Annotated in this window: 13 protein-coding genes; 3 read left to right on the top strand and 10 right to left on the bottom strand. The window is 45.9% G+C overall.

What is annotated here, in order from left to right; genetic code table 11:
- The first annotated feature begins 62 nt into the window (after window positions 1-62).
- Window positions 63-2330, top strand: coding sequence for a PAS domain S-box protein (locus tag K9N21_05960; protein ID MCF8143448.1), 2268 nt, complete (start codon window positions 63-65; stop codon window positions 2328-2330).
- Between the two features lie 337 nt (window positions 2331-2667).
- Here K9N21_05960 and K9N21_05955 read toward each other — a convergent pair whose 3' ends face one another.
- The 10 genes from K9N21_05955 to K9N21_05910 form a co-directional block, all read right to left on the bottom strand.
- Window positions 2668-3426: a TetR/AcrR family transcriptional regulator gene (locus tag K9N21_05955; GenBank protein ID MCF8143447.1), complete on the bottom strand. Its 759-nt coding sequence runs from the start codon at window positions 3424-3426 to the stop codon at window positions 2668-2670.
- Between the two features lie 532 nt (window positions 3427-3958).
- Complete coding sequence (locus tag K9N21_05950; protein MCF8143446.1) at window positions 3959-5914, bottom strand: AMP-binding protein; 1956 nt, start codon at window positions 5912-5914, stop codon at window positions 3959-3961.
- Window positions 5915-6053: 139 nt separating this feature from the next.
- Complete coding sequence (locus K9N21_05945; protein MCF8143445.1) at window positions 6054-6887, bottom strand: ABC transporter ATP-binding protein; 834 nt, start codon at window positions 6885-6887, stop codon at window positions 6054-6056.
- 83 nt (window positions 6888-6970) lie between these two features.
- On the bottom strand, window positions 6971-8167 hold the full coding sequence (locus tag K9N21_05940; protein MCF8143444.1) for an ABC transporter substrate-binding protein: 1197 nt from the start codon (window positions 8165-8167) through the stop codon (window positions 6971-6973).
- Between the two features lie 123 nt (window positions 8168-8290).
- Window positions 8291-9334, bottom strand: a complete 1044-nt coding sequence (locus tag K9N21_05935) for a branched-chain amino acid ABC transporter permease (protein ID MCF8143443.1) — start codon at window positions 9332-9334, stop codon at window positions 8291-8293.
- Between the two features lie 65 nt (window positions 9335-9399).
- Window positions 9400-10284, bottom strand: coding sequence for a branched-chain amino acid ABC transporter permease (locus tag K9N21_05930; protein ID MCF8143442.1), 885 nt, complete (start codon window positions 10282-10284; stop codon window positions 9400-9402).
- Window positions 10285-10323: 39 nt separating this feature from the next.
- Window positions 10324-11118: an ABC transporter ATP-binding protein gene (locus tag K9N21_05925; GenBank protein ID MCF8143441.1), complete on the bottom strand. Its 795-nt coding sequence runs from the start codon at window positions 11116-11118 to the stop codon at window positions 10324-10326.
- Between the two features lie 65 nt (window positions 11119-11183).
- Window positions 11184-12374, bottom strand: a complete 1191-nt coding sequence (locus tag K9N21_05920; GenBank protein MCF8143440.1) for a Xaa-Pro peptidase family protein — start codon at window positions 12372-12374, stop codon at window positions 11184-11186.
- Window positions 12375-12439: 65 nt separating this feature from the next.
- The gene (locus K9N21_05915; GenBank protein MCF8143439.1) at window positions 12440-12826 is read right to left on the bottom strand and encodes a cobalamin B12-binding domain-containing protein; all 387 of its coding nucleotides are present in this window, start codon (window positions 12824-12826) and stop codon (window positions 12440-12442) included.
- A 30-nt stretch (window positions 12827-12856) separates the two neighbouring features.
- The gene (locus K9N21_05910; protein ID MCF8143438.1) at window positions 12857-14539 is read right to left on the bottom strand and encodes a methylmalonyl-CoA mutase; all 1683 of its coding nucleotides are present in this window, start codon (window positions 14537-14539) and stop codon (window positions 12857-12859) included.
- Between the two features lie 501 nt (window positions 14540-15040).
- Here K9N21_05910 and K9N21_05905 point away from each other — a divergent pair.
- The gene (locus K9N21_05905) at window positions 15041-16342 is read left to right on the top strand and encodes a 4-hydroxybutyrate--acetyl-CoA CoA transferase (GenBank protein MCF8143437.1); all 1302 of its coding nucleotides are present in this window, start codon (window positions 15041-15043) and stop codon (window positions 16340-16342) included.
- A 285-nt stretch (window positions 16343-16627) separates the two neighbouring features.
- Window positions 16628-18475, top strand: a complete 1848-nt coding sequence (locus K9N21_05900) for a right-handed parallel beta-helix repeat-containing protein (GenBank protein ID MCF8143436.1) — start codon at window positions 16628-16630, stop codon at window positions 18473-18475.
- Window positions 18476-18592: the final 117 nt, after the last annotated feature.

The raw sequence follows: 18592 nt of genomic DNA, 5'->3' as shown, positions 1-18592 counted from the left end.
GGCAATAGATCGTCTGGCAACCATGTCGCCTGAGCAGCGGGAGTTATACGAAAGAGTTTAAAATGGTTTTGTTTGATAATTTATTGAATTCTTTCAGAAGGTTTCAGGCCTTCACTGTGAATAGGATGACGACCTCCGTCATAGAGAAGGATGACCTCGCTTTCTGGCGTGTGAGGGTCCTCTTCGCAGTACTCTTCACTGCGCTAATATTTTGCACATTTGCCATAGCAGCCGCGATTCTTCTGGTGATGAAAGAACAATTATGGGGCTTGGCGATCTTTGATGTCCTTGGCTACTTGGTTTGCATTTTTCTTTTGTTTTCAAAACGGTTAAGCTATGAAATCCGTGCATCAGTTACCCTGCTGATGTTCTATATCGTTGGCTTAGTTGTAATTAGTTATGTCGGACCCTTTAGCGGCGGCCCGCTGTGGCTTTTCACCTTCGCAGTTCTTGTCGGAGTTCTTCTGGGGTCAAGATCTGCCATTGTGGCAATAGCCCTGAACGGGGCCGCATTGACGATTTTTGCTTTACTCTTTTGGCGTGGGCAATTTGGAGAAACATTTCAATTTGGTATCACATCCCAAGGGATCATATCTGCTGGTGCAAATTTTCTCGTATTGAACGTGATAGCCGCCATGTCTGTATCAGCGCTGGTTAAAGGGCTTGTCTCAAGTCATAAAAAGGAACATTTTTTGTCCAAAAGTTTGGAGCAAGAGAGGATACAGCTGATAGAGGCAAAAAAAAGATTAGAGTTTGAAGTTGACGAACGTAAGCGGGCCGAGAAGTCCTTGCGGAAGGGTGAACAGAAGTACCGTTCCCTTTACAACAGCATCAGGGATGCCATTCTAGTCGCGGATACGGAAAGAAGAATCATAGACTGTAATCCGGCCTTCTCTGCGCTGTTTGGGTATGCTCTGGAAGAGATCAAAGGCCAAGAGACGCTTACCGTCTACGCGAGCGAGGAAGAGTTCAAAAGGCTTGGGGAGACGCTGAAATCGAATATCGACAACCCGAATTTTCTCTTTAACGTACAGTACCGGAAGAAATCTGGAGAAGTTTTTCCTGGAGAGACCAATGTATTTTATTTGAAAGACGACAAAGGGGCTATCATTGGGTTCATCGGGTTGATTAGGGATCTCACTGAACGGAAGGTGGGAGAAGAAAATCAAAGAAATCTGCGAGACCAACTCTACCGAGCCCAGAAGATGGAAGCCATGGGACTGCTGGCCGGTGGTGTCGCCCATGATCTGAATAACATACTGTCGGGGGTCGTAAGCTATCCCGAGTTACTTCTGATGGATTTACCTGAAGACAGTCCCCTCAAGAAACCGATAAAAAACATACAGGAATCCGGAATTCGGGCCGCCGATGTTGTCGCAGACCTCCTGACCATTGCGAGAGGTGTGGCAACCGGAAAAGAAGCATTGAATTTCAATACCATTGTAAGGGAATATCTGACCTCTGCTGAATTTAAAAAGCTGGAAAAGGCGCACGCATTTGTTGATTTCAAGGCCCAATTGGACTCGGAACTCTTGAACATGAACGGCTCCTCCATTCACATGAAAAAACTCTTGATGAATCTGGTTATCAACGCAACAGAGGCCATTGAAAGAAGTGGCACTGTCACCATCTCGACCAGGAATCGATATCTGGATGAACCGATTAGGGGTTATGAGAATGTACGTCAGGGGGAATATGCCGTACTGAGTGTGTCGGACGATGGTTCCGGTATTTCTACTGAAGACATTGAGAGGATCTTTGAACCGTTCTACACCAAGAAAGTCATGGGCAGGAGTGGCACGGGTCTGGGTCTGGCGGTTGTGTGGAACACAGTCCAGGACCATAATGGCTACATTAATGTGAAGAGCAATGAGAAGGGAACGCTCTTTGAACTATATTTTCCTGTTACCAGAGAGGAAATTGCTGAGGCGGAGGAACCGGTTGATTTGAAAGACTACCTGGGGCACGGGGAAAAAATCCTGGTGGTTGATGACGAGGAGAGGCAAAGAGAGATTGCCTGTGGGATGCTAATAAAGTTGGGGTACAACCCTGAAGCGGTATCCAGCGGTGAAGAAGCGATTGCGTATGTGAAAGAACACCCTGTGGATCTGATCGTCCTTGATATGATTATGCCCAAGGGAATCAACGGACGAGAAACTTATCAGGAGATAATACAGGTCAGGCCAGGCCAGAAGGCCATCATTGCCAGCGGATTTGCCAAGACCAGGGAAGTGGATGCCGCGCAGGATTTGGGGGCCGGAAAATACATTAAAAAGCCCTATATGTTGGAAAAGATGGGACTTGCCATTAGGCATGAATTGGAGAAATAGGGCGAGCGTTATGGTCCCATTTTAATGTCCCGGCCTTGGGCGGGAGAAAGAGACCCCCACGCGCGTTCGGAAAATTTCCGGGATTTGCACCAGTACCTTTTTGGTTGCGGCTGTTAGGCCGCCTCAGGAATTTATGCGCCTGAGCCCAATGGCATGTGCATTTAAGTCCCCATCTTGTGCGATTTAATTTGACCTTTCATGAATGTCCTTGAACGCGTCATATACGGAGAGATTTCAGTTCTTTTCCGTAAGGTTAAAATCCTGATGAGTCACCCGGCAAAGGCGGGCGGTTGCCTAAAGAACCTGATATGAATTTTTCCGGGTCAGGGATTACTCTTCAGCTTAAATTCTCTATCTCATTGATAAGTTCTATCAAACCCATGCACTGGTCTTTGACCTTTTTAAACTGATCCTTTTTAGCCTCTGGGATCTTCTTGGTCCCTCTCTGTGTTTCGGCTAAGTCTTCGACCGGTTCTTTGTCAACTATTAGATACCCTCTCTCAAGTAGGCGTGTAAAATGGTCAGCGATTTGATCAGGAGTGAAAAAGGAATTCCCGGGTTTATACCATTTGTATACCCAGTTACACATCCCTGTTATGGCGAATGCTTGCAGCTTTGGATCAGCCCGCCTAAACAGGCCTTGAGACATACCTTCCTCGAGAATTTCTTCAACAATTTGATTATATTTCGTTTTTTCTTTCCTGATTTTCCTGACTTCTTCCTCGGGAAGTTGATTCTCCTCAGTAAAAAAAACAGAGAACATAGAAATAGAGCCAATGATAATGCTTTTAATATGATTTTGTATGATAAGCTTTAACTTCATATCAGGGGGCAAATTTTTTCCGGCAATTTTATAGGTATTTTTAAAAATATTCTCCAATGCCTGAATATAGATTTTAGAAAGGAGTTTTTCTTTACTGGACACGTAATGGTATAACGCAGCCTTGGTAATCCCCAATTCCCGTGACACATCATCGAGGGTCGTTGATCTGTAACCTTTCTTATGAAAGATCTCCGCGGCAGTATCAATAATCTTTTGAATTTTTAGGCTTTTATCCAATCCTCTAAAATTGGATTTTCCGTTTCTTGTAGCCATGGTCACCCCTTATTCAGATCGCTTCCATCTACCGCAGATAATATTTTGATGGGCAAAGGGCATTTTTTGCTGGAGATTTTTTTTGGCATGAAAAACACGTGACCTAAATGAGGTTGCTGACGACACCTTGGACATCATAACGATTGAGAAAAGGTTTAAGGAAACTATAGCTCTCCGATAACAACCTCCGAAGGAAGTGCGAATACAGAAGGATGATTGAGCAGATGGAACACATATGGGTGAGTTTCTTGCAGATCCCATCGCCGTCCATGACTCCCAGGTTTGACCATTTATTCACACCCAGCCTACACAAATGTTTCGAACGGCTTTTTATGGGATCCAAAAAAACCGCCTGCGAGAAAAAGGAACAATTTCTCTGAAGAAAATCCAGGGTACAATATTCCCCAATACACCTCTTGTCAAGAATCCTGTCAACGAACATTATCGTAAAATCGTTATCGATGGATATAATTTAGTTTAACAATGATTCGTCAAGATTGGCAATGATCAGGTGACATTACCGCATTTTTGGCTATCCTTTTTCTCTTTGCCACCATTTCTTTTTCCGAACCATTTTTTCGTAATAGCCATCATGCTTCATGGTACAGAAGAATAGTTCCGTTTTAATCGTAGCTGTTCTCCCATCTTGATACTTGATTTTGGTCTCGACTGGCAGTATTTCAACATTACTATATAGCGCCCCAATTTCATTTGCATATTTCTCGTTTATGAAGCCACGTCTTACCTTTCTTGTCCTTGTTAATTCCTCGTCGTCGGGATCCAGTTCCTTATACAATAGAAAAAATCTGTGAACTCTCATCTCTTTGGGCAAAGTCCTATTCACTCGATAAACTTCATTCTCGATTAATTGATAAATCTCCTTTCTTGAGGCAAGATCAGAATATGTTGTGTAAGGAATATTATGATCTTCTGCCCATTTTCCAACATGCTTGAAATCAATACAAACAATACCAGCAATAAAGTCCCTTTTGTGGCCTACGATTACGGCCTCTACAATATAAGGGCAAAATTTCAACTTGTTCTCAATAAAGAGTGGAGAGAACCTCGTTCCATTGTTGAGTTCCATAAGATCCTTGACTCGGTCGATACAGACCAAGTGCCCATCTTCTGTAAAATAGCCAGCATCACCTGAGTGTAGCCATCCATTCTTGAGAGTTTCCTCCGTGGCTTCAGGGTTTTTCCAATACCCCTGAAACAGAGATGGACTCCTGGAAATGATTTCGCCCTCCTCAGATATCCTTATTTCCGTTTCCGGAATTGGGATGCCCACCGTGTCGAATTTTACATCCCCTTTGTGATGTATAGTTGAAATACCTGAGATTTCTGTCTGTCCGTATATCTGCTTCAGATTTATACCAAGGGCATGAAAAAATCTGAATACATCCGGACCCAGTAAAGCCCCGCCAGTGGTTGCGGATCGAAGCTTTGAGAATCCTAACCGATCTTTAAGCGAACGGAAAACTGCCAAATAGGCCAAGGCATAAATTAGCCTCCAGAGCCTTGGAGGCACTTTCTTTTCGAACTTAAAATCAGCCCATCTGTACCCAATGGGCAGGCAGAGCTCATAAATAAAGCGTTTCAAATAGGAGGCGTCCAAGATCTTGACCATAATGGATCGAGACATTTGCTCCCAAACCCTAGGGGGAGAAAACATGAGATTTGGCCCTATTTCATAGAGATCTTCTGTGGCGGTCTCAGGTTCCTCGGGAAAATTAACTGTAAATCCAATATAAAGAGAAGAAGAAACCCCTATCATTTGCTCTCCCACCCACGGTAAAGGCAAAAAGGAAACGAACTCATCATCTTCATATTTCGGATCGACTTTATTGAGATTCTTAGCCATGGATAGCATGTTTTTGTGAGTCAAAAGAGACCCCTTGGGAAACCCGGTTGTGCCTGACGTGTAGGCAATTATAGCAATGGCATCTTCATCAAGATTCGTTACCGCGCTATCATAAAAGGACGGGTCCAACAGGGCCATCTCTTTGCCCAAATCTTCTACTTTTTCAAAACTTATTAACAGGTCGTCATCATAGCCCCTCATTCCCTTGGGATCCGTATAAACAAGCTTTATGACATTTGGGATTTTTTTCTTTAGAGACAATATTTTATCACATTGTTCCTGGTCTTCTGCCACGACTATGGTAGATTCGGAATGATTTATGATATAAACAACTTCATTGAGTATGGAGTCCTGGTAAATACCCAGAGGGATCCCTCCAAGAGACTGAGCAGCCAATTCGGCCCACACCCACTCAGGGCGGTTATCCCCGATGATGGCCAATTTTTCCCCACTCTTGAATCCTAAGCTGTGGATTCCCATGGCAAAGTTCTTAACATGCTCGTAGTAATCTTTCCACGTGTATTCCTGCCAGATCCCATATTCCTTTTCGCGAAGCGCTATTTTCTTGTCGCCGAATTTATTCCTGTTATCAACTAATAGGCCCGGCAAGGTGGTTGAGCGCATAAATCAATCCTCCAGAGTCAACGGTAAACAATATCCTTTTCGTCAGACAGTCCTTATGATACCGGCATTTTCAAAGAGAAAATGGGACCATTCGATAATTTTGTATCAAAAGAATAAGCAGGATGTCGTTTGTCAAGAGTTAAGCCCCAAGCCTCGAATAGGATACTTCTTCTTCGCCTAAATAGGCGCTGACAACTTTGGGATTTTCCCTGATGTCTTTAGGGTTCCCCTCGGCAATTTTTACGCCAAAATCAAGGACACATATCGTATCAGAAACATCCATAACCACACCCATATCATGCTCAATTAAAACAATAGTGGTTCCCCACTCTTCATTGACGTCAAGTATGAAACGCGCCATATCTTCAGTCTCTTCCAAGTTCATCCCAGCCATGGGTTCATCAAGCAGCAATAATTTTGGTTTCATTGCCAAGGCTCTGCCCAATTCGACACGTTTTTGCAAACCATATGGGAGTGTCCCCACCACCTTTTTTCTGATTGATTCGATTTCAAGAAGATCAACGATCGTTTCCTCTACTTCCTTTCTGAGTTTCATCTCTTCAAGGTGAGCCTTGCCGAAGTAAGACAACGCAGAAAAAACACCTGTCTTGAGTCGGACATGGGCGCCCAACTTGATATTATCCAAGACGGTCAATCCATGAAATAGTTCTGTTCCCTGAAAGGTTCTGGCAATACCAAGTTCTGCAATCATATGGGAGGGCAGTTTGGTGAGTTCGCGCCCCTCAAAAGAGATTTCTCCCCTATTCACTTTATAAAAACGATTAATGGAGTTGAGCACACAGGTTTTACCTGCGCCATTTGGTCCAATAATAGAAAAAATGGTGCCCTTTTTGACCTTGAGGCTAACATCATGCAGGGCTTTAACGCCTTGAAATGATAGCGCTATGCTGTCAATTACAAGCTGGTATTCCCTTTCACGCACTATTGGCTCTCCTTCGAAGTGAGACGGCATATAACCAAAACTGAGGCTAATTGCAGTTAATGTCCCCCTGCCCACCAAAAGGGCACGGACAGGGGGTTGGTTTTCTTGTGGGGTTATTCTTTTACTTCTATCCAATCGGTAAAGGATTCGAAAGTGCCTTTTTCGGGATTGGCCCGGGACAGCTTGAACATATAGCTGCCTCGATGATTCTTGGAGTTGAAGGTGATGGGAGGAGCGATTCCTTCTGAATTGAAATTGGTTATTGTTTCAAGTGCGTTTTTGAGCCCTTCTCCTGTGATGTTGTCACCGGCTTTTTTTAGAGCTTCTTCGATCAACATGCCATAAAGCCATCCGTAAACGTACTGCAATTCGATAACCTTTCTATCAGGGTGATACTTTTGATTGTATTCCCATATCTTCTGGATCCCCGGGATGTCTTTCTCGTGCCCGTAGGAAGAGGGAGCTGCGACGATTAGACCTTCTCCGGCGTCGCCAAGCAATTTTAGCAGACTGTAATCACCCAGAAAGGAAAATCCCATAAATGTGGTATCCAAGCCCGCCTTTTTGGCGTCTTTTAAGAAAACGGCCGCGGGCTTTGGCGTTAAGATGACAATCGTATAATCGGGCTTGGTCTGTTGCAGTTTCAAACATTGAGACACAGCCTCTGTAGCTGTTTGGCTTATTATTTCTTTGTCGACGATTTCAACCCCAATCTTTTCTATAACGCCTCGGCTTTCTATATTCCTGACCGGGGCTCTACCATATTCCGCATCAGAATATACAAGGGCCACTCGAACTTTCCGCCCCTCTTCCTTTGGATGGTCTTTGGCGTACTGTAGCATGCCAATTACCTGATGGGTATAGCTTATCAAATGACAAAAATTGTAATCGGTATGCGGTTCCGTCTGATCAAGGGAAAATGTAGTGACCTGAACGACTTTATCCCTATTTACAAGTGGGATCCTGGCCTTGCAGTCTCCTGTCCCCCATCCTACAACGGCAATGACGCCCTGCTGGCTAACCAGCCTCTTATAAGCCGCCATGGCCTGGGGGAGTTTATATTGGAAGTCAATTGCATAATAATCGATCATTCTTCCGTTTATCCCTCCGCCTTTATTGACTTTATCAAAATAATCGGAAACTCCTTCTGCGTAAGGGACGCCTATGTCATTTGTTGGTCCAGTAAGATCTACAATGCCTCCTATCTTGATTTTCTCCTTTGCGATGGAACTGGTTGCTGTAAATAGAATCACAGTGAAGCCAATAACTAATGTAACGAGAATAAATGCAAAAATTCTGTTCTTTCCCATTTTCCCCTCCTTCACAACCTCTGCGAAATATTTTATCAAATGCAGCGTGGCGAACCGACCCGTTTTATGTATGTATCACCCCCCCTTTCGTCCAGTTGAGTCTCCTAGCACTGAATTATGAATTTAGTAGGAAAACGGCCACAGTTTCCAGTACACCTTAACCCTCCTCCATATTTCCGCAAGACCCTCAGGCTCAAAAAGCAAAAACAGAATAATGGCAAGTGCAAAAACCAAACCCTTTATTGCGGAAAGCAACGTTGTCACTTGACCAAATGTATCCTTAAGTAAAATACTTGCTGTCGTTAGTAATTCAGGAAGTAGGGTCATAAAAATAACTCCAAAAACCGTTCCCAAAATACTTCCCAGGCCGCCTATGATGATCATGGCCAGATAATCGATTGATAATACGATAGTGAAGTGCTCAGGCGTAATAATATTCGTATAATAGCCCCATAAACTGCCTGCAATACCGGCATAAAAAGAACTCAAAGAGAAAGCTAAAAGCTTATATTTGAACAAACTTATCCCAATGAGATTGGCTGCAATGTCTCTGTCCCTCACAGCAATCAGTGCCCTGCCGATCTTTGTCCTGAACAGGTTTCTTCCAGTCATGACGGCAGCAACGGCAAAAGCCAGAAGAAGATAGAAAAATTTGCCGTCACTGTCGAATGTAAATCCAAACAAATGGGGACTCGGCACATACATGCCTGTGATACCGTTGGTCATGCTTTCCCAGTGAACTATTGTATAGTCCGTGATGAACTGTGCGGCCAATGTAGCAATGGCCAGGTAGAGCCCCTTGACTCTTAAAGAAGGTAGGCCAAAAAGTATGCCAACCAAGACAGCTGTTAATCCACCTACAGGCAATGCGATCCAGAAAGGCAAATTAAGCTTGGTTGCTATGATCGCCGAGCTATAGGCCCCTATGGCGACAAATGCGCCGTGACCTATGGAAATCTGGCCAGTAAAACCCGTTAAGATGTTGAGTCCGATAGCCCCAACAATGAAGATAAATATCGTGTTGCATACATAAAGGATGTAACTCGTAACAAAAAGGGGGAGTAACAGGACGGCCAAGCTTAGGGCTGCTACCCAGGATCTTACCCAGAGGGTTTTAAAGATACGTTCATCTGTTCTATACCGGGTATGAAACAATCCACAAGGCATAATATTAATGTCCTTTGCAATTACATTAGTCGTGGATGACTGACTTTATGCGTTTTAAATGAATGCTATAGCCTTTCTACGAGTTTTTTTCCAAATAGGCCGTAAGGCCTGATCATCAGAATTATTACCAGAAATACAAAAGGCGCCACCTCCTTTACACCTCCTCCGAGTATAGGGTCCAGATAGCCTCCAGCAATATTTTCAAGTATACCCATTATTAGGCTGCCAACAATCGCGCCAAGAATGCTATCCAGGCCTCCCAGAATTACGCAGGGAAAAACCTTGAGACCCATTATGGCCAACGCATTGTTTATACCGTTAATATTGCCAAGAATGATGCCGCCGATTGAAGAAACAACGGCAGAGATTGCCCATGCCAGCGCAAAAATTCTCTTGATGTTTATTCCCATTGTCTGCGCTACCTGCTGGTTGAAAGCTGTGACACGCATTGCCAGGCCTGCGGAACTAAATTTAAAAAACAGTCCAAACATCGCTACGCAGATCATTGCGATACCTAGGCTGTAAAGATGTACCTCTGCTACGAACAGTCCGAAAATATATATGGGTTTGTCCGAAAAAATTGAAGGGAAGACTTTAGTTTGTGTACCCCAAACAATTTGAATCAAGCTCCTCATCAACGTAGAGAGGGCAATAGTTATCATGATGATCGAAATAATGGATTCACCGAGCATCGGACGGAGCAGAGCCCTTTCCATCAAAAGACCTAAAACGAATGAAAAAACCAGGGTCAACAAGAAGGACCAGATAAACGGGATATGGAATTGGACTGTTAGTACCAGACATATATAGGCTCCAAACATCAACAGTTCGCCCTGAGCAAAGTTTAGAACACTGGTTGATTTGTAAATAAGAACAAATCCTAAGGCAACTAATGAATAGACGCTTCCTAGAACCAATCCGGTTACGATCAACTGAGAAAAAAAGGCCATATTTTCTGGCATGCTATTCCTCGCTGCAAGAGGTGTCTTTCAGGTTAGCCATCGTTTCCTTCTTTTGTAGTGCTTGACATCTCGATAGCTTTTTTTTACACCAACCTCACTAAAACCGAGATAGAATTCCTTTACATCCTCATTCTCTAATAGCTTTTCAACCGTATCATCCAGCACTACGCGGCCATTTTCCATAACGTACCCGTGAGAAGCAATGGACAAAGCCAATCTGGCATTTTGCTCCACCAAGAGAATGGAGGTTTTTTGTTCCTTATTGATTTTCTGGATAATTTTGAAAATCTCCGATACAAGAAGTGGACTCAGTCCCATTGATGGCTCATCGAGTAACAGTAATTTTGGCCGAGACATCATCGCCCTGCCAACCACAAGCATTTGTTGTTCCCCTCCACTGATATAGCCTGCTAATATTTTCTTCCTGGGGACCAGAGCAGGGAAATAGTCATAAACCATCTGTATGTCCGTTTTTCTATTCTTTCTATTTTTCTGAGTATGAGCTCCGGCAAAAAGGTTCTCTTCGACAGTCATGTCTTCTACAACGCGTCTCCCCTCCATTACCTGGAATATACCCCTGCGAACGATTGATTCCGCAGGTTGTTTATCTATTCGGTCGCCATAGAATTCAATTGTGCCATCAGTCACTTCACCATTCTCAGTCTTCAGGATGCCTGAGATCGCCTTCAATGTAGTGGTCTTTCCGGCCCCATTATTGCCCAGTATGGTCACAATTTGGCCTTCATTTACTGCCAAGGACATGCCTTTTAAAACAAGAATAACGTCCTTATAGATAACCTCTATATTGTTGACACTCAGTATCGTAGACATATTTGGTGATCACCCGTTTTGAAGGTATCCTGCTTCTCAGAAAATGGGGGTTTTGATCATATCTGGTGAAGCTGCCTTGGCGATATGGTCAAAACTTCCACGCCGTCAGCTGCAATCAAGATGGTATCCTCGAGCTTAACCACTTCGCCAATAGATGCACTCATTTCAAGTTCAAGGGCTATGACCATGCCCTCTTCAAGAACCTGTTGATTATCGCTACCAATCAAAGGGGGTTCATTGAGTTCGAGACCTACGCCGTGCCCGATAAAAGGAACCCTTTTTGAGTCACTTCCTAAGCACATGAAACAATTGCCCATTCCAAGATCGTGAGCAATAGACATGGCCATCTCATATAAAGCGTCACATCTAATTCCGGGCATCAGCTTCTCTAAAATCCGGTCGGCAATTTCCTTAATTGCACTATACATGGTTTTGCAAATTTGCGGAGGTGTTCCCAAAACATAAGTTCGACTTTGATCAGCATGATAGCCGCGATAGTGCGTGGGAATGTCGACCACGATCATTTCAGCTTTTTTAATAGTCTTTTTCGAGGCGCCCATTGGAATGGATGAGCTTAATCCCACGCCGGAGACTGATTGAATCTTGCCTGCGATCTTTGACAGATTGCCTCCAGACGCAAGGGGCCCACGGCCCATAAAAAAATCAACAGGCCTCATAAAATACAAGCCTTCATGCCCCGCCCTTCTCTGAGCATCTTCGATTTCTGCAGACAAGTCCAGTTCGGTTGTCCCTTCTATAAGTACCTCCATAAGTTTTACATGACCACGATGAAGGATTTTGCATGCATTCTTAATGTATTCGATCTCATTAGCGTCTTTGATTTGGCGCTGTTTTAAGATAAGATGGGATATGTCCACAATTTCGAAGTCTTGGAATAGCCGTTCAAATTTAAGGTATTGAAGCGCGGGAAGTATATCCAGCTCCATACCCAAAGAACCTTTTGTGATTGAGTAGCTTTTCAGCATTTCTTTAGCGTCTTCGTAGCTGCTGCTCGAATGGATTCTGTCTATATCAAGGAATGTCTCTTCCAAAACAATATCAAGGCCTCTGAAGACAAGCAGAAAATAAGCATCGGGCAGGATAATAAGCGCTGATGGTTGCGTTGTGCCTGCATAGTAGAGGGTGGATCTCGAATAGGTAAGAAAAACAGCATCTATACCAGCGGCCAAAATTGATTCTTGAAGTTTATTTATTCTCAATAGGGACCAATGTTGCTCGGTCTTCATATTCCCTTTATCCTGGCTTCAACAATTTTAATGCGTTGAGGTCAACTTATGTTGTAAAGCGTGGCTCAATTACAGCTAAAAGCAAAGTCGATTATTTTTTTAAGCGGCGTACCGGGGCCGAACACCTCTGAGATACCGGCCTCTTTGAGCTTAGGGATGTGGTCGGGAGGTATGGTGCCCCCAATAATTACCGGAGTGCCGGACATGCCCTTTTCTCTGAGAAGCCTGATCACCTCTGGAGCCAATGCCATATGATTACCGGAAAGGGTGCTTAAGCCAATAATATCAGCGGCTTCTTGCATAGCTGCGTCAACTATGGTTTCAGGCAATTGATTACCCAAATAAATAACTTCCATTCCTGCATCGCGAAGGGCACGCGCCACAACAATACTCCCTCGCCAGTGCGCATCCATTCCAAGGCGTGCGATGACTACCCTGAGATTTCTTTTCATAAAATGATCTCTCCTTAATTGGCAATAGGTTTAGAAAATGGGAGAATTCCAGGTGCCGTAAAATTTCTTGAGGGTATTTGAAATTTCACCTTGTGTAACCTTGGCTTTTACTGAATTTACAATGACCTCCATGAGATTCCTGTCTTCCTCACAGCATCGCGTTATATCATCAAGGGCCTCTGTCACACCTGGCTTGTTTCGCTCACTCTTAATTTTCACAAGCTTTTGTTCCTGGATGTTTAGAGTTTCCGGACTTTCAAAAAGCTCTACAGGAAGCCTTTCATCTTCCATACAGTAACAATTGATCCCGACGATTTTCATGTCGCCTGACTCAATTGCCTGTTGGTATTTATATGCTGAATTGGAAATTTCTTGATGTATCCAGCCAGTCTCGGTTGCATTGACTATTCCTCCCATTTCATCAATTTTGCCAAGTAGACTGAGCGTCTGCTCCTCCATTTTGTTGGTTAGGGTCTCTACAAAGTACGATCCACCTAATGGATCGATTGTGTTCGTGACTCTTGTCTCCAATTGCAGGATTTGGTTCGTTCTCAGGGCTGTTAGGGACGAAAGCTCGGTTGGTGTGCACAGGGCTTCATCATATCCATCGATGTGAATCGACTGAGCGCCACCCAATACCGCCGACAAAGCATGGTAGGCGGCCCTCGCAATATTATTCAGAGGCTGTTGAGCAGTTAAAGCGACGCCTGCAGTCTGGACGTGAAACCGCAAGGTCAAGGATCGAGGATTTTTTGCGCCGAAACGCTCCTTCATTATGTGAAACCAAATTCGTCTGGCAGCACGATACTTGGCAACCTCCTCAAAAAAATCATTGTGTGCAGAGAGGAAAAAGCTTAGCCTGGGCGCAAAGCTGTCTATTGAGAGGCCTCTTCGGATCAATTCCTCGGAGCAGGCGATTGCATTGGCAATGACAAAAGCAACTTCCTGGGGTGCTGAGCATCCGGCTTCTCGATAGTTATAGCCGGCAAAGCTTATGGGATTCCACCGAGGAACGTACTTGGTGCAATACTCAATGGCATCACAGCTCAGTTTGAAAGAGACCTTCGGGGGCAAGAGCTCGGGTGAGATGGTAATGGCCGTCTCCATCAAAAAGTCGTTTTGGCTAGTGCCGGTCAGTTTATCAAGTGGGATATTCCGCATCTGCGCATTTGCGAAATACATTGACTGAACAGTGATATTGCAGATGGGTTGACAGGTAACCAAAGAACTGCTGATTTTATCTATGGATATGCCATCAAAAAGGATACGCATATCCTCGAGTGTGTCAATGGCTACCCCACCTCGCCCCACATCGGCTCGGGCAAAAGGATCTGTGGAATCAAATCCTCGGAGGGTAGGGTAATCAAAAACACCGTTTATGCCGGTCGCCCCTTCCCTGAGAAGGAACCTGTACCTTTTATTTGTCTCTTCAGGAGGACCAAATCCCGCCAATTGTCTCAAGGTCCAGGTCCGTCCCCGGTACATGGTCGGGTGAACACCCCGAACATAAGGCGCCTGTCCGGGAAACCCTAAATCATTAAGATAGTCCATATGGGCTGTGTCTGCGGGGGTGTATATAGGCTCAACGGGAAGGCCTGAAAGCGTCTCAAAAACCTTTTCGGCGTTATCTTCGCTTTCGTCAACCTGTTCTCGCCATTGACTTTTCTGCCGGGTTATCTCTTTAATTGCATTATCATTAAACAATATTGCCATTTTTATGCCTTTCTAAAGGGTTGTTAATAAAGAATATCTGTACCCATAAGTAACTAACTGATCAGTAGAATTAACCGGCCAGTTAGATAATGTCAAGAACTTTTTATGACTCTCACGGAAATTTTTTGCCAAGTATTCTTAAATATAGCTTAACCATTTGATATAAAAATGATTAAGTGCTAAACGTGATCCGTGGATACGACATTGGAGTGTAATCTGCTACAGGGATTTATCCTTCGGGCTATTTTCTGAGGAGGTAGCGCAGACATTTAAGAGTATCCTGGCCTTTGCGGTGCCCTGGAACCTGTTTGAAGAAATGGAAGGAAATGTGCCGGAAAAAGTTTCCTGATGCGTTGGTTGCGGCCTTCAGGCCGCCTTGGGGGCAAAGTAGATAGGCTTTTGAAGTTTTTTTTCACGTGAGGTGTTTTTTTTGCTTGATATGCTCTTTAACGGGCACCCCGGCAGGCTGCGGCATAAATGAGACGTGGAAGGAGTAGACTTATGTACAGCGATCTATATGCAAGGAAAAGGACAACGGCTGAACAGGCAGTGGCCGACATAGGGGATTCCAGCACGATTGTCCATGGAATGGCCTGCGGTGAGCCGCCTGCGCTACTGGGGGCCATCGCGACCCGACTGCGGGCCGGTGATCTCAGAAATGTCAATATTTACACTCTCCTGCCCGGTCAGTACGCCTTGAAGAGCTACCTGGCTATCGATCTGAGTGACTGCGTTAACGCCTGCACGTGGTTTGTCTCGCCTGCTGACCGCAACATGGTCCGAGTCGGTCTGAACCATTTCGTGCCCAATCTGTTCCATCAAATACCCCGGTTCATCAGCGAATTGATGAACATTGATGTGGCGCTGACCACTGTTTCGCCGATGGACAAGAACGGTTTTTTTACGTTTGGCGCCATAAACGACTACATCTCCACTGCTGCCCGTTGTTGCAGAAAGCTCATCGTGGAGGTGAATCCACGGATGCCTCGTGTTTTCGGAGACTCCTTGCTCCATATCTCGGAGGTGGACGCGCTGGTTGAAAATGAGGTGCCGCTCTTGGAGGTTAGCCCGACTCAGCCGAAGCCGGAGGCGGCCGTCATTGGAAAGATCGTAGCGGCCGAAGTGCCTGACGGGGCTACAATCCAGGTGGGCTTCGGGGGGATTCCGAATGCGGTGTGCGAGTACCTGAGGGATCGGAAGGATCTGGGAATTCACAGTGAGCTTCTATGCCCGGGCATCGCCGAGCTGATTAAGAAAGGGGCGGCGACGGGCCGCAGAAAAAGCTTTCATCCCAGGAAGCACCTGTTCACCAACGCCCTGGGGGATCGCGAACTCTATGATTTCATTGATGACAATCCGAGCTGCGAGAGTTATCCTGTATCTTACATCAACGACCCGCTGAACATCGCGAGGCAGGACACCTTCATCTCTGTTAACGCGACCATAGAGGTGGACCTTCTTGGACAGTGCAATTCGGAGAGCATCGGCGGGATGCAGTATTCAGGTACGGGGGGCCAGCTTGACTTCGTGCGCGGCGCCTTCAATTCAAAGGGAGGCAAATCAATCATAGCATTCTACTCGACCGCCCACGATGGTGAAATTTCCCGGATTGTCCCGCGTCTCGAATCAGGGGCCGTGGTTACGGTTCCGCGCATGGATACGCATTATCTCGCCACCGAATACGGGATTGTTAATCTTAAGGGTAAGTCCGTCAGAGAGAGGGCGTTGGCGGTGATCAGCCTTGCACACCCCAAATTCAAGGACCGCCTCCTGCGGGAAGCCGAGAACATGTATCTTGTCTGAGCGTCAAGAAGAATGGCCGGGAGCGGGCAGCGATCGACTGGGACCAGCTCCTGTGGCACACGAAGGTTGATCGGGTCTATCACGATTCTCCCAGCGCTGACATCGATCAGAAACGACATGGAAATCATTTGGGTCGACGCACTATCATGGATAAGGTTTGTAGTCTCCCTCACCCTGTGCTAAATTGGTCAGGAGACAGGCTCATCATCGTGTCCTGCATAAAACAATTTTTTCTGTCAGCACTGAGACTTGCTCCCTGATCGGTGTTTGTGAGATTGGAGGCCTATGACTTCAAATAATCAACGTCCGTCATATCGCTTGTTCAAATATCTGAACGCGGCCTTGCTTTTGTTCTTTATTCCGGCCTGTTCTTCGGATACTGGTCCTTCGGAAACCCGCACCATAAACTACTGGGTGGCAACCAATGGAAGTGACCAGGCCAGTGGTGACTCGGAAAATCCCTTTCTAACCTTAGAGCACGCCCGGGATGTGATCCGTGCAAATCACGATCGGGGAATTTACACCATAAACGTTAACATAAGAGGAGGCACTTATCGACTCGGCAGCCCGCTGGTTTTAAATGGCGGAGACTCCGGCGCTCCCGATGCGGAGGTGGTTTATCAGGCCGCTCCAGGAGAAATCGTCGTGATCTCGGGTGCTCTAAAAGTTAGCGGCTGGACTCTGCACGACGCCGGTTTCAACATCTGGCGAGCGCAAGTGAATACCGGAACCATGCCGCGACAACTATATGTCAATGGTCAGCGCGCCACTCGAGCTCGCACACCGGACTATCCCAATTATTACACACCCAATTCCTCAGGATACACTTACGAGTATACTTTTGGTGTCGATCCGCAGATCCCGCCGACCTGGAACAACCCAGCCGCCGTCGAAGCCGTAACCGTGACACAATGGAAAATGATGCGTTGCCCCATTGCTGAGATCAGGGACGATAGTGAAGTGATCATGGGGAATCCTTGCTGGAATAATGCCAATGTGTTCCCCTATCCCTGGAATTTTCATCTCCTCAGCTGGTGGGAAAATGCCTATGAGTTTATGGATGAAGCGGGTGAGTGGTATCTTGACCCGGGCACACAAACCGTTTATTACATCCCCCACGACGGAGAAGATATGAACAGCGCGGACGTGGAGCTGCCTGTTCTTGAGAAATTAGTGGATGCCAGCGGCGATGTTTCACAGACTGTGAGCTTCATACGCTTTAGGGGCCTGAGCTTCATGTATGCCACTTGGTTTGCGCCGAACAGCTCCGATGGCTACGCCCTCGATCAGAGTGGTTTTCACTTGGTGGGGTCCGACCATAAGGCCAACACGATTGGACACGATCCCAAAGCCGTGGGCATCCCGGGTAATTTGAGTTTTGTTTATGCGCAGAACATTACAATTGAAGGCAATTCGTTTGCGCATATGGGCGCCATCGCACTGAGCTTCGGAACCGGCAGCCAAAATAACGAGATCGTGAACAACCTCTTCAGTGATATTTCCGCAGCGGCCATTCAGATCGGCGGTATTGCAGCGGAAGATCATCATCCTGAACATCCCTCCCAGCTGACGAGCGACAATCGCCTCGCCAATAACCTCATCGAATATTCAGGCCAGGAGTTCTACGACGCCCCCGGGATTTTCATCGGTTTTACCACCCGTAGCCTTGTCGAACACAATGAGATCAGCCATGTCCCATGGGCCGGAATTGCCATCGGCTGGGGTTGGGGCCTGCTCGATCCGGGTGGCTTTGCAGGACTGCCCCACGCAACACCCTACGAGTGGGGTTACATCGGCACGCCCTCGGCGGCACAGGGGAACAAGATCGTCCACAACAAGATCCAATACTTTTTAGAAAAGTTATGGGACGGCGGCGCCGTTTATACCACGGGCTTTCAAGGGACATCCATGGAAAACGGCCAGTTGATCGCCTGGAATGTGGCGACAGGCAAACGACCGCTTGCAGGGGGCAACACCTTTTATACCGACGGCGGCAGCCGTTTCGTGACGCTACGTCAAAATGTCTCTTTGGATAATCCGCAGGGCTTTGTAGATTTCGGACCTTGTTTAAAGTCCTCATCCTTTGAAGATCTCTGCCTGACAACGGGTATGGGAGCATTACCGGTTTGTTAATGGATTTTTGATGGATTAGCGAAAAAAGTTCTGGACATTCCTGCTGATTGCCTGTATAGCATAATGGACTATCTTATGAAAGGCAGGTGATCAAAAGGTGCCGGAACGTTTAGAGAA

The organism is Deltaproteobacteria bacterium (assembly GCA_021737785.1).
Taxonomy (GTDB): domain Bacteria; phylum Desulfobacterota; class DSM-4660; order Desulfatiglandales; family Desulfatiglandaceae; genus AUK324.
Note: the sequence above shows the minus strand (reverse complement) of the source record. Positions and strands in the feature narration are given on the sequence as shown.

Coding starts and splice junctions, on each gene's coding strand:
- K9N21_05935 (MCF8143443.1), bottom strand. CDS start 9,334: ATGCCTTGTGGATTGTTTCATACCCGGTATAGAACAGATGAACGTATC.
- K9N21_05910 (MCF8143438.1), bottom strand. CDS start 14,539: ATGGCAATATTGTTTAATGATAATGCAATTAAAGAGATAACCCGGCAG.
- K9N21_05920 (MCF8143440.1), bottom strand. CDS start 12,374: ATGAAGACCGAGCAACATTGGTCCCTATTGAGAATAAATAAACTTCAA.
- K9N21_05945 (MCF8143445.1), bottom strand. CDS start 6,887: ATGCCGTCTCACTTCGAAGGAGAGCCAATAGTGCGTGAAAGGGAATAC.
- K9N21_05960 (MCF8143448.1), top strand. CDS start 63: ATGGTTTTGTTTGATAATTTATTGAATTCTTTCAGAAGGTTTCAGGCC.
- K9N21_05905 (MCF8143437.1), top strand. CDS start 15,041: ATGTACAGCGATCTATATGCAAGGAAAAGGACAACGGCTGAACAGGCA.
- K9N21_05900 (MCF8143436.1), top strand. CDS start 16,628: ATGACTTCAAATAATCAACGTCCGTCATATCGCTTGTTCAAATATCTG.
- K9N21_05955 (MCF8143447.1), bottom strand. CDS start 3,426: ATGGCTACAAGAAACGGAAAATCCAATTTTAGAGGATTGGATAAAAGC.
- K9N21_05950 (MCF8143446.1), bottom strand. CDS start 5,914: ATGCGCTCAACCACCTTGCCGGGCCTATTAGTTGATAACAGGAATAAA.
- K9N21_05915 (MCF8143439.1), bottom strand. CDS start 12,826: ATGAAAAGAAATCTCAGGGTAGTCATCGCACGCCTTGGAATGGATGCG.
- K9N21_05930 (MCF8143442.1), bottom strand. CDS start 10,284: ATGGCCTTTTTTTCTCAGTTGATCGTAACCGGATTGGTTCTAGGAAGC.
- K9N21_05940 (MCF8143444.1), bottom strand. CDS start 8,167: ATGGGAAAGAACAGAATTTTTGCATTTATTCTCGTTACATTAGTTATT.